This is a genomic window from Piscicoccus intestinalis NBRC 104926 (assembly GCF_001515525.1).
GTDB classification, from domain to species: domain Bacteria; phylum Actinomycetota; class Actinomycetes; order Actinomycetales; family Dermatophilaceae; genus Kineosphaera; species Kineosphaera intestinalis.
This window is the reverse complement of record NZ_BCNQ01000004.1, coordinates 40,122-52,069: the sequence shown is the minus strand read 5'-3', so window position 1 is coordinate 52,069 and position 11,948 is coordinate 40,122. Positions and strand designations below refer to the sequence as shown.

Below are 11,948 nucleotides of genomic sequence, written 5' to 3'. Positions count from 1 at the left end.
CTCGATGTGCGCGGACCGGTGGGCTGCCTGCGCCCGGCCGGGGCCGCTGTGGTGTCGCTGCTCGTCCCATCTTCGCAGGCGCATCGGTGCACACGAGGCCGCAGCCCCGACTCGGCGAGCCCGTCGCGCAACGGGCCCGACCGCCGGCCGGCCGGGACCCTCAGTCGGCGACCTCGCCGGTCATGACGTTGACGGCGGGCGCGGCGCTCGATCGCGACAGGGCGGCGTGGATCGAGGCCGCCAGCGCCGGGCCGATCCCGTCGACCTCCTGCAGCTCCTCCACGCTCGCCGCCCGCACCGCGGAGACCGTGCGAAACCGCTTGAGCAGCGCGGTGCGTCGGGCGGCGCCGAGCCCCGGGATGCCGTCGAGCGCGCTGGCCGTCATCGCCTTCGAGCGCTTCTGCCGGTGGTAGGTGATCGCGAACCGGTGCGCCTCGTCGCGCAGCCGCTGCAGCAGGAACAGCCCCTCGCTCGTGCGCGGCAGCACGACGGGAAACTCCTCCCCCGGCAGCCACAGCTCCTCGAGCCGCTTGGCGAGCCCGACGACCGCGACGTCCGTCACCCCGAGGTCGGACAGCGCCGCCTGCGCGGCGTTGACCTGCGGCAGGCCGCCGTCGACGACGACGAGTTGCGGGGCGTACGCGAACCGCCGCGGGCGGCCCGTCTCCGGGTCGATGCCGGGCTGAGTAGGTGCCTCAGTCGCCTCTGGAGCCTCGGTCGTCTCGGCCGGCTCGGCCCGCTCGACGCCGGCATCGCCCACCGGCCCGTCGTCGGGCTCCCCGGTCTCGGAGGCGGTCTCGGCGCCGCGGTGCCGGCGGAACCGGCGGGTGAGCACCTCGTGCATCGCGGCGGTGTCGTCGGAGCGCACCGGCGGCTCGTCGGCGCCGGGATCACCCGAGCCAGCCGAGCCGCCCGAGGCAGCCGAGCCGCCCGAGCCAGCCAAGCCACGGATCGCGAACCGCCGGTATTCGGACTTGCGCGGCAGGCCGTCCTCGAAGACGACCATGGACGCGACGACGTTCGTGCCCTGCACGTGCGAGACGTCGTAGCACTCGATGCGCAGCGGGGCCTCGTCGAGGTCGAGGGCCTCGCGCAGCTCCTCGAGGGCGCGGCCGCGGTTGGTGAGGTCGCCGGCGCGGGAGACCTTGTGCCGCGCCAGGGACTGGTGGGCGTTGCGTTCGACGGTCTGCAGGAGGGCCCGCTTGTCGCCGCGCTGCGGCACCCGCAGGTCGACCCGCCTCCCGGCGAGGCCGCCGAGCCACTGCCCGAGGGCGTCGGCGTCGGCCGGGAGCACCGGCACGAGCACCTCGCGGGGCACGTCGCCGGCCGCGCGGCCGCCGTAGACCTGGGCGAGCAGGTGCCCGATGAGCGTGCCGTCGTCCTCGTCGGGCACGTGCGCGCGTTCGAGCACCCAGCCGCGCTGGCCGCGGATCCGGCCGCCGCGCACGTGGAAGACCTGCACCGCCGCCTCCAGTTCGTCGCCGGCGAGGCCGAACACATCGGCGTCGGTGGCGTCGGTGAAGACGACGGCCGAGTGTTCCAGCGCCTTCTCCAGCGCCCCGATGTCGTCGCGCAGCCGGGCCGCGGTCTCGAAGTCGAGCTCGGCCGCGGCCGCCTTCATGCGTCGTTGCAGCCGGCGCACGAACCGGCCGGTGTCGCCGCCCATGAAGTCGCAGAAGTCCGCGGCGATGCGGCGGTGTTCCTCGGCGTCGACCCGCCCGACGCAGGGCGCCGAACACTTGTCGATGTAGCCGAGCAGGCACGGCCGCCCGACCTGCCCGGCGCGGCGGAACACGCCGTTGCTGCAGGTGCGCAGCGGGAACACCCGCAACAGCGTGTCGAGGGTCTCCCGGATCGCCCACGCGTGCGCGTACGGCCCGAAGTAGCGGGTGCTCTTACGCTTGGCGCCCCGCATGACCTGGGCGCGGGGAAACTCCTCCCCCATCGTCACCGCGAGGTACGGGTACGACTTGTCGTCGCGGTACTTGACGTTGAACCGCGGGTCGTACTCCTTGATCCAGGAGTACTCCAGTTGCAGCGCCTCCACCTCGGTGGCCACGACCGTCCACTCGACGCTCGCGCCGGTGTTGACCATCGTGCGCGTGCGCGGGTGCAGCGCCCACTGATCCTGGAAGTACGAGGACAGCCGGGATCGCAGCGACTTCGCCTTCCCGACGTAGATGACCCGACCCTCGGCGTCACGGAACCGGTAGACGCCGGGTTCGGTTGGAATGTCGGCCGTTCGGGGCCGGTAGGACGCTGGATCGGGCACCGCACCACCTTACGGTCGGCCATCGAATAGGTAACGACCTGGCCACGGTGGCCCACAAATGATGTGTGTCGGCACCTATCCGATCTACTGTCCTGCCCACTCGCTGCGGTCCGTTGGAGCGAGTCGGAGCCGGGTGAGCACCCGTCTCCGCGCTACCCCTCACAGGAGGTCCCTGTGCTCAAGCGTTCCGCAGTCCGCGTCGGCGTGACGATCTTCGCGGCCTCGTTGGCCCTGTCCGCCTGCGGCTCCCGCGGCGGCGACTCCGGCTCCGGCTCCGGCGGCCAGGCCTCCGGCAAGGTCGCCACGATCGGTGTCATCGCCCCGCTGTCCGGCGACCTGTCCGCCCTCGGTCTGGGCATCCGCAACTCCGTCGACCTCGCCGTCAAGCAGGCCAACGAATCGGGCGCCATCCCGGGCTGGACCCTGCAGGTCGACGCGAAGGACGACGAGGCCAAGCCGGAGACCGGCAAGAACGCGGCCACCGCGCTCGCCGGTGACCCGAACGTCATCGGCGTCGTCGGCACCCTCAACAGCTCGGTGGCCCAGAACGTGCAGCCGGTGCTCGCCTCGGCCAACATCGTGCAGGTCTCCCCCGCGAACACGAACCCCGCCCTGACCAAGGGCGCGGACTTCGCGACCGCCCCCAAGCGCACCTACGCGAACTACTTCCGCACCTGCACCACCGACGACGTGCAGGGCCCGTTCGCCGCCCAGTACCTGCTGTCCAAGGGCATCAAGAACGTCGCGACGATCCACGACAAGAAGGCCTACGGCCAGGGCCTCGTCGACGCGTTCACCAAGGACTTCACGGCCAAGGGCGGCAAGATCACCGCCGCGACGACGATCAACCCCGACGACGCGAACTTCCAGACCGCGATCACCGCGGTGCAGGGCGGCAAGCCGCAGGCGGTCTACTACGGCGGCGAGTACCCGCAGGCCGGGCCGCTGAGCCAGCAGATGAAGAGCGCCGGTCTCAACGTTCCGCTCATGGGCGGCGACGGCATCTACGACCCGAAGTTCATCGAGCTCGCGGGCGCCACGGCGACCGGCGATATGGCCACCTCGGTGGGCGCGCCGACCGAGTCGCTGGAGAAGGGCAAGACCTTCCTCGACGCCTACAAGGCGGCCGGGTACAGCGACGCGGCCGGGGCGTACGGCGCGTACTCCTACGACGCGGCGAACGCGATCATCGAGGGCCTGAAGACCTCGCTGGCCAGCGCGCAGGACGCCAGCTCGGCGCGCCAGGCCACGGTCGACGCGGTCGGCAAGGTCGACTTCGAGGGGGTCACCGGCAAGGTCTCCTTCGACCAGTACGGCGACAGCACCACGCGCGTCCTCACGGCCTACGAGGTCAAGGACGGCAAGTGGGCGGCGGCCAAGACGGGCAGCGTCGAGTAGACACCCGGTATTTCTCAGCGCACGTGACACGGGCGGCGGAGCCCCAGCTCCACCGCCCGTGTCGCGTGTCACGCCACCGGTTGCGCCTCCCCGGCGTCGGCGCACCGGACAGTGGACAGCACGACGGCAGACACGAAGGACCAACCACTCATGGGTGACATCCCCCAGCAGCTGGTGAACGGCCTCACCAACGGCTCGCTCTACGCCCTGATCGCCGTGGGCTACACGGTGGTCTACGGCATCGTCCAACTCATCAACTTCGCCCACGGCGAGGTCTTCATGATCGGCGCCTTCGGGGCCCTGAGCACGTACTTCCTGCTCTTCCGGGGCACGACCGCCCTGTGGGTGCTGCCGGTGATGCTGCTCGGCGCGATCGCGGCCTCGGTGCTCACCGCCGTGGTCATGGAGCGTGTCGCGTACCGCCCGTTGCGGGGGGCGCCACGACTGGCCCCGCTCATCACGGCGATCGGCATCTCGATCTTCCTGCAGGAGTTCGTGCGGCTCTTCTACGGCACGATTCCCGGCTTCCCGAACGCCCGGGCGAAGATCCCGTTCCCGCCGATCGAGCACGTCACCGGCGCGGCGATCTCGCTGGGCCCGGTGCAGGTGCAGCGCCCGGCGCTGTTCACGATGGGCGCCCTGCTCGTGTGCGCGATCTTCCTGTACTGGTTCATCAACAAGACCAAGCAGGGCCGCGCGATGCAGGCGGTGTCGCAGGATCCGGACACGGCCCGCCTCATGGGCATCAACGTCGACAAGGTCATCGTCATCGCGTTCGCGGTCGGCGCGGCCCTGGCCGGCATCGCGGGCATCGCCTACGGCCTGCAGAACAACAACATCGACTTCCGGATGGGCTTCATGGCCGGCCTCAAGGCCTTCACCGCGGCCGTGCTCGGCGGCATCGGCAACGTGCAGGGGGCCGTCGTCGGCGGGCTCGTGCTCGGGGTCGCGGAGGCGCTGGCCAGCGGCATCCCGTTCATCGGCAGCACGTGGAAGGACGTCTTCGCGTTCTCGCTGCTCATCCTCGTGCTCTTCTTCCGGCCCCAGGGCCTGCTCGGCGCCCGGGTGGTGGACCGCGCATGACCGCCACCCTGCTCGCCAAGCCGGCGCCCGACTCGGGGCTCGCCCGGGCCGCCTGGCCGCTGGCGCTCGCCGGCACGCTGCTGCTCGTCGTCGGCTCACTCATGTCGTGGTGCTACAACCCGCGGGTGCTCGGCGACCTGACGATGTACGTCAACCCCGCGCCGGTGCAGATCTCGATGATCGTCATCGGGGCGCTGGGTCTCGTGCTCGCGCTCGGGATGCGCGGTCCGCTGCACCGACTCGGCCGCTACCTCGACACCGCGCCGGCCCTGCGCGCGCTGGGCCTGGGGGCGCTCGGCTACATGGTGCTCGTGCTGCTCGCGATCACCCTGGAGGCGGGTGGGCTCATCAACGCCGACCCCGGAGCCTGGGTGGTGGTCGCCGGTGCCGTGCTGACGGCCGCCGGAGGGCACTTCAGCCCCGCCCGCGCCGACCGCGACGTCACCCTGGTCGCGCTGCCGGGCTGGGCGGAGATCCTCATCATCGTCGTCGGCGTGGCCGCCTTCCTGCTGCTGGCGGCCGACGCCCTCGCGCTGCGCGACCCGTGGCAGTTCGTGCTCCTACTCGTGACGCTCGGGGTCGTGGCGGCCGCGCTGTCGGCCGCGCGGTTCTTCACCTGGCTGGGCATCGTCGGCTCCCGCCACTCCCGGGTGCTCATGCTCGCGGCCTTCGCGGCGGCGTTCGCGTTCCCGATGACCCAGAGCGGGTCGGACGCGAACATGTCGATCGCCACGCAGGTCATCATCTTCGCCGCCACGGCCCTCGGTCTGAACATCGTCGTCGGCCTCGCCGGGCTGCTCGACCTCGGCTACATCGCGTTCCTGGGGGCGGGCGCCTACGTCGGGGCGGTGCTGTCGGGTTCGGCGTTCGCCACGCTCAAGTGGACGCCCCCGTTCCTGGTCACCGTGCTCATCGGCGCGTGCTTCTGCGCCCTGTTGGGCCTGATCATCGGCAGCCCGACGCTGCGGGTCTCCGGCGACTACCTGGCGATCGTCACGCTCGCGTTCGGCGAGATCTTCCGGTACGCGATGTTCAACCTCGACGGCAACAACGGGCCGAACCTGACGAACGGGCCGAACGGCATCCCGGCCATCCCCGAGCTCGTGCTCTTCGGGTTCGACTTCGGGCAGCAGCACCAGATCTTCGGGGTGACGCTGACCCGGTTCGCGAACTACTACCTGCTGCTGCTGGTCGTGCTCGGCCTCATCATCCTGGTGTTCACCCGCCTCAACAACAGCCGCATCGGCCGCGGATGGGTGGCGATCCGCGAGGACGAGACGGCAGCCGACGCGATGGGCGTCAACACCTTCGGCCTCAAGCTGTTCGCGTTCGCCGGCGGCGCGTTCCTCGCCGGCCTGGCGGGCACCATCAAGGCGCACCACGACGTGTCGGTGACCCCCGACCAGTACCAGTTTCTCGAGTCCGCGTTCCTGCTCGCGGCCGTCGTGCTCGGCGGCATGGGCACCGTCGGCGGTGTGCTCATCGGCGCAGTGATCCTCAAGCTGCTGCCGGAGAAGCTGCGCTTCTTCAGCGAGTACCGGCTGCTGCTGTTCGGGCTGCTGCTCGTGCTCATGATGCGGTTCCGCCCCGAGGGCCTGGTCGCCAGCCGGCGCCGCAAGCTGGAGTTCCACGAGGAAGACGAACACCTCGCCTCCAACGTGCAGAAGGTCCATCTGCGGCAGACGGAAGGAGTCACCGAATGAGCACGGTTGCCGCGGAGACGGCACGCGAGACCCCGGACGACCCCGGTCGCGGCGCGGAGCCCCTGCTGCGGGCGCGCGGCATCGTCATGCGCTTCGGCGGTCTGCTGGCCGTCGACGACGTCGACCTCGACGTCTACCCGGGCGAGATCGTCGGGCTCATCGGCCCGAACGGCGCCGGCAAGACGACGTTCTTCAACTGCCTCACCGGCATGTACCGGCCCACCGAGGGTGAGGTGCGGCTGAGCGGCACCGTGCTGCCGCCGCGGCCGCGCAAGGTCGTCATGGCAGGCATGGCGCGCACGTTCCAGAACATCCGGCTGTTCGCGAACATGACGGCGCTGGAGAACGTCATGGTCGGGCGGTACTGCCGCACGTCGTCCAAGGCGCTCACGTCGATCCTGCACGGGCCGAAGTATCGCCGCGAGGAGGCGGAGACCCGGCAGAAGGCGCAGGAGCTGCTCGACTACGTCGGCCTCGGCGCCTCGGCGGAGATCCTCGCGCGCAACCTGCCGTACGGCGATCAGCGGCGGCTGGAGATCGCGCGGGCCCTGGCCACCGAGCCGAAGGTGCTGCTGCTCGATGAGCCCACCGCCGGCATGAACCCGCAGGAGACCCGCGACGCCGAACGGCTCATCTTCAAGATCCGCGACAGCGGCCTCGCGGTCGTCGTCATCGAGCACGACATGCGGTTCATCTTCAACCTGTGCGACCGGGTGCTGTGCCTGGTGCGGGGCGCGACCCTCGTCGAGGGCACCCCGAAGGTCGTGCAGTCCGACCCGCGGGTCATCGAGGCGTACATCGGCACCGGAGACGGCACCGACTCCGACATCACGGAGGCCGACGAGGCCGAGTTGGCCGAGATCAGGGCTGCCGAGGCGAAGGCGGCGCAGGCGGCCGGTGGGCACCGGCGGGCGAAGGAGGACCAGGCGTGAGCGCCATGCTCGAGATCAAGGACCTCGTCGTCAGCTACGGCAAGATCAAGGCCGTCAAGGGCATCTCGGTGACGGTCGAGCAGGGTCAGGTGGTCTGCCTCATCGGCACGAACGGCGCCGGCAAGACGACGACGCTGCGCACGATCTCGGGGCTGCTGCGTCCGGAGTCGGGCTCGATCCTGTTCGAGGGCGAGCGGATCGATCGGGCCCCGGCGCACAAGATCGTCACGATGGGGGTCGCGCATTCCCCCGAGGGGCGGCGGATCTTCCCGCGGATGAGCGTCGAGGAGAACCTGCTGCTCGGCGGGTACAGCCGCCGCGACAGCGAGCTCAAGGACGACCTGGAGGCGGCGTTCGAGCTGTTCCCGATCCTGCGGGAGCGGCGCGCGCAGCCGGCGGGCACGTTCTCCGGCGGCGAGCAGCAGATGCTCGCGATGGGCCGGGCGATGATGAGCCGGCCGAGGCTGCTGCTGCTCGACGAGCCGTCGATGGGCCTGTCGCCCCTGATGATGCAACGGATCATGCAGACCGTGCGCACGCTGCGCGCTCAGGGCACGACGATCCTGCTCGTCGAGCAGAACGCCCAGGCGGCCCTCAAGCTCGCCGACCACGGCTACGTGCTCGAGGTCGGCAGCATCGTGCTCGAGGGCCCTGGCCGCGACCTGCTCGCCAGCGACGAGGTGCGCAAGGCCTACCTCGGCGAGGAGTAGCAGCTCAGGTCAGCGCAGCTCAGGTCAGGTCAGGTCAGGTCAGGTCAGGTCAGGTCAGCGTCGCCGAGGAGCCGGAGACACTGACCGACTTGGTGGCCAGCCCGGCGAGCGAGGGTCCGGCGGTGACGGCCCCGGTGGCGGGGTCGAACTGGCTGCCGTGCAGCGGGCAGACGAGTTTGCCGTTGGTCAGGCGGGTGACCTTGCCCTGCTCGTGCGGGCAGATGTCGGTGAGCGCCACGTACTGCCCCTGGGTGGGCTGGGTGACGATGAGGCCGGCGTCGGTGAAGAACTTGGCCCCGCCGACCGGGACCTCGCCGGCGTTGATCGCGGCGCCGATCGCCTGCTTGGTCGCGTCGTCGACCTCGGGGAACGACGCCGTCGGCGCCTCCGATCCCGAACCGCAGCCAGCCAGCACCGGGATCGTCACCCCCGCGACCGCGATGGTGCCGATCGCGGCGAGAAACTGACGGCGGTCAGGGCGGGCGGTGTTCACGAGATCCTCCTTGGTCGCTGTGCGTGCCGCTGATTCTGTCAAAGCCGCTGAGCGCTCCCTCAGGCGGACCGTCGCGGGCTGCGTTTCGCAGTCTTCGTGGTTTTCGCGGTCTTCTCGGTCGTGGTGGCTTTCGCGCGCTGGGTGCCCTTCGCGGCGCCCGCCCGCGCCGCCTTCGCGCCCCGTGCCGGCGCGAGGGCCTCCTGCACGGGGACGACGGGCGCGACGTCGGGAACGTGCGCGCTGCGGCCCAACACCCCCTGCAGGAACCGGCCGGTGTGGCTGTCGGGGTTGGCGGCCACCCGCTCCGGGGTGCCGGTGGCGACGACCAGCCCGCCGCGGTTGCCGCCCTCGGGGCCGAGGTCGACGACCCAGTCGGCACACTTGATGACGTCGAGGTTGTGTTCGATGACGATGACCGTGTTGCCCTTGTCGACCAGGCCCTGGAGCACGCCGAGCAGCTTGCGGATGTCTTCGAAGTGCAGCCCGGTGGTTGGTTCGTCGAGCACGTAGATCGTGCGGCCGGTGCTGCGCTTCTGCAGCTCGGCGGCGAGCTTGACGCGCTGCGCCTCGCCCCCGGACAGGGTCGGCGCGGGCTGCCCGAGCCGCACGTAGCCGAGGCCGACGTCGTTGAGCGTGCGCATGTGCCGCGCGATCGCCGGCACCGCCGCGAAGAACTCGGTGGCCTCCTCGATCGGCATGTCGAGCACCTCGGCGATCGTCTTGCCCTTGAAGTGCACCTCGAGGGTCTCCCGGTTGTACCGGGCGCCGTGGCACACCTCGCACGGCACGTACACGTCGGGCAGGAAGTTCATCTCGATCTTGATCGTGCCGTCGCCGGAGCACGCGTCGCAGCGGCCGCCTTTGACGTTGAACGAGAACCGGCCGGGCATGTAGCCGCGGATCTTCGCCTCGGTGGTCTCCGCGAACAACTTGCGGATGTTGTCGAACACCCCGGTGTACGTGGCCGGGTTCGAGCGGGGGGTGCGGCCGATCGGGCTCTGGTCGACGTGCACGACCTTGTCGAGGTGGTCGAGCCCGGTGACCGTCTTGTGCCGCCCGGGCACGTGCCGGGCGCCGTTGAGCTTGTTGGCGAGCACGTTGTAGAGGATGTCGTTGACCAGCGTCGACTTGCCGGAGCCCGACACCCCGGTGACCGCGACGAACGCGCCGAGCGGGAAGTCGACCGTGACGTCGTGCAGGTTGTTCTGTCGCGCGCCGACGACCCGCACCTGCCGGTTCTTGTCGATGCCGCGGCGGTGCTGCGGCAGCGCGATCTCGCGGCGCCCGGACAGGTAGGCGCCGGTGACCGACTCCGCGTGGGCGCGCAGCCCGTCGACCGGGCCGGAGTAGACGACCCGGCCGCCGTGCTCCCCGGCCCCGGGACCGATGTCGACGGCCCAGTCGGCGGCGTCGATCGTGTCTTCGTCGTGCTCGACGACGATGAGCGTGTTGCCGAGGTCGCGCAGCCGGGTGAGGGTTTGGATGAGCCGGTGGTTGTCGCGCTGGTGGAGCCCGATCGACGGCTCGTCGAGCACGTACAGCACCCCGACGAGGCCCGAACCGATCTGGGTCGCGAGCCGGATGCGTTGTGCCTCGCCGCCGGAGAGCGTGGCCGCGGGCCGGTCGAGCGAGAGGTAGTCGAGGCCGACGTCGAGCAGGAAGCCCAGGCGCGACTGGATCTCCTTGAGCACCCGCTCGGCGATCTGCGCCTCCCGGGCGCTGAGCCGCAGCTCACCGAGGAAGGCCGCGCACTCGGTGATCGACTTGGCGCTGACCTGCGCGATGCTCAACCCCCCGACGAGCACCGACAGGGCCTCCGGCTTGAGCCGGGCCCCGCCGCAGACCGGGCACGGCACCTGCCGCATGTAGCCCTCGTACCGCTCGCGCGACCAGTCGGACTCGGTCTCCTCGTGCCGGCGACGCACGAACGACACGGCGCCCTCGAAGCCGGTGGAGTACGAGCGCTCCCGGCCGAACCGGTTGCGGTAGCGCACGTGCACCTTGTGGTTGCGCCCGTGCAGCAGCGCCTCCTTGGCGCGCTCGGGCAGGGAGTGCCACGGCTGGTCGAGGGAGAACTTCAGGTCCTCCCCGAGCGCGCCGACGACCCGCACGAAGTAGTCGGACAGGCCGCCGCCCTGGGTCCACGGCGCGATCGCGCCCTGCCGCAGCGTGAGATCCGGGTCGGGCACGACGAGGTCGGGGTCGACCTCGAGCTCGGTGCCCAGGCCGGTGCAGGCCGGGCACGCGCCGAACGGGGAGTTGAACGAGAACGTGCGCGGCTCGATCTCGTCGATCGACAGCGGGTGGTCGTTGGGGCAGGCCATGCGCTCGGAGAAGCGCCGCTCCTTGGGCATGCCGTCGGGCGAGGTGCCGCCCGGTTCGACGTCGACGAGGTCGACGAGCAACACGCCGCCGGTGAGCTGCAGCGCGGTCTCCACGGAGTCGGTGAGCCGGCGCTTGACGCCCGGGTCGGCGCCCGCCTCACCCGCCTCACCTGGTGACCCCTTGGCGACCAGCCGGTCGACGACGACCTCGATCGTGTGCTTGCGCTGCTTCTCGAGCGCGGGCGGCTCGGTGAGGGAGACGACCTCGCCGTCGACGCGGGCCCTGGAGAAGCCCTTGGTCTGCAGCTCGGCGAAGAGGTCGACGTACTCCCCCTTGCGGCCGCGCACGACGGGCGCGAGCACCTGGAAGCGGGTGCGCTCGGGCAGCTCCATGAGGCGGTCGACGATCTGCTGCGGCGACTGCCGGGTGATCGGCTCGCCGCACGTCGGGCAGTGCGGCCGCCCGGCCCGCGCGAACAGCAGCCGCAGGTAGTCGTAGACCTCGGTGATCGTGCCGACCGTGGAGCGCGGGTTGCGGTTGGTCGACTTCTGATCGATGGAGACGGCCGGCGACAGCCCCTCGATGAAGTCGACGTCGGGCTTGTCCATCTGGCCGAGGAACTGGCGGGCGTACGCCGAGAGCGATTCGACGTAGCGGCGCTGGCCCTCGGCGAAGATCGTGTCGAACGCCAGGGAGGACTTGCCCGAGCCGGACAGCCCGGTGAAGACGACCAGCGCGTCGCGGGGGATGTCGATCGAGACGTTGCGCAGGTTGTGCTCACGCGCGCCACGCACGACGAGCCGATCGTGCGTGGGGCGCGTGAGGGCGGCGCCGGGTGGCGGGGGGGATGTGGTGGTCTGCTGCGGCACGTCGGACATGCTATGTGGCCGCACTGACAAGACCCGTCAAGGTTCTCTTCGCCGCGGCGGGGCACGACCCGCCTCCCCCCGTTCACCGTCACGGCGCTCGATGGGCAAGACTGAATGCAATGCCCCGCGAACGGGCGAGACGTCACGCGGCGCCCCCCGTCCG

8 protein-coding genes are annotated in these 11,948 nt (G+C 70.8%); 5 read left to right on the top strand and 3 right to left on the bottom strand.

What is annotated here, in order from left to right; translation table 11 throughout:
- Nucleotides 1–160: 160 nt before the first annotated feature.
- Entirely contained in the window at nt 161–2,272 is a 2,112-nt protein-coding gene (gene uvrC, locus PINTE_RS01780) for an excinuclease ABC subunit UvrC (RefSeq protein ID WP_068425381.1), read from the bottom strand.
- Between the two features lie 174 nt (nt 2,273–2,446).
- Between uvrC and PINTE_RS01775 the strand changes: the two genes are divergently transcribed.
- The 5 genes from PINTE_RS01775 to PINTE_RS01755 all read left to right on the top strand — a co-directional run bounded on the left by PINTE_RS01775 (nt 2,447) and on the right by PINTE_RS01755 (nt 8,098).
- Entirely contained in the window at nt 2,447–3,670 is a 1,224-nt protein-coding gene (locus PINTE_RS01775) for a branched-chain amino acid ABC transporter substrate-binding protein (protein WP_068425378.1), read from the top strand.
- Nucleotides 3,671–3,820: 150 nt separating this feature from the next.
- Nucleotides 3,821–4,753 (top strand): branched-chain amino acid ABC transporter permease, encoded by a 933-nt coding sequence (locus PINTE_RS01770; protein WP_068425375.1) that lies wholly within the window; start codon nt 3,821–3,823, stop codon nt 4,751–4,753.
- Nucleotides 4,750–6,456 carry a branched-chain amino acid ABC transporter permease gene (locus PINTE_RS01765; protein ID WP_068425370.1) on the top strand — a complete coding sequence of 569 codons (1,707 nt, stop codon included), beginning with the start codon at nt 4,750–4,752 and terminating at the stop codon, nt 6,454–6,456. The genes PINTE_RS01770 and PINTE_RS01765 overlap by 4 nt, the downstream gene beginning before the upstream one ends.
- On the top strand, nt 6,453–7,388 hold the full coding sequence (locus tag PINTE_RS01760; RefSeq protein ID WP_084343098.1) for an ABC transporter ATP-binding protein: 936 nt from the start codon (nt 6,453–6,455) through the stop codon (nt 7,386–7,388). Before PINTE_RS01765 ends, PINTE_RS01760 begins: the two co-directional genes overlap by 4 nt.
- Nucleotides 7,389–7,393: 5 nt before the next feature.
- Nucleotides 7,394–8,098, top strand: a complete 705-nt coding sequence (locus PINTE_RS01755; RefSeq protein ID WP_245642749.1) for an ABC transporter ATP-binding protein — start codon at nt 7,394–7,396, stop codon at nt 8,096–8,098.
- 49 nt (nt 8,099–8,147) lie between these two features.
- On the opposite strand, the gene PINTE_RS23055 is transcribed toward PINTE_RS01755, so the two are convergent.
- Both PINTE_RS23055 and uvrA read right to left on the bottom strand, forming a co-directional pair.
- The gene (locus PINTE_RS23055) at nt 8,148–8,591 is read right to left on the bottom strand and encodes a Rieske (2Fe-2S) protein (protein ID WP_068425366.1); all 444 of its coding nucleotides are present in this window, start codon (nt 8,589–8,591) and stop codon (nt 8,148–8,150) included.
- A gap of 59 nt (nt 8,592–8,650) precedes the next feature.
- On the bottom strand, nt 8,651–11,794 hold the full coding sequence (gene uvrA / locus PINTE_RS01745; protein WP_068425363.1) for an excinuclease ABC subunit UvrA: 3,144 nt from the start codon (nt 11,792–11,794) through the stop codon (nt 8,651–8,653).
- Nucleotides 11,795–11,948 lie beyond the last annotated feature (154 nt).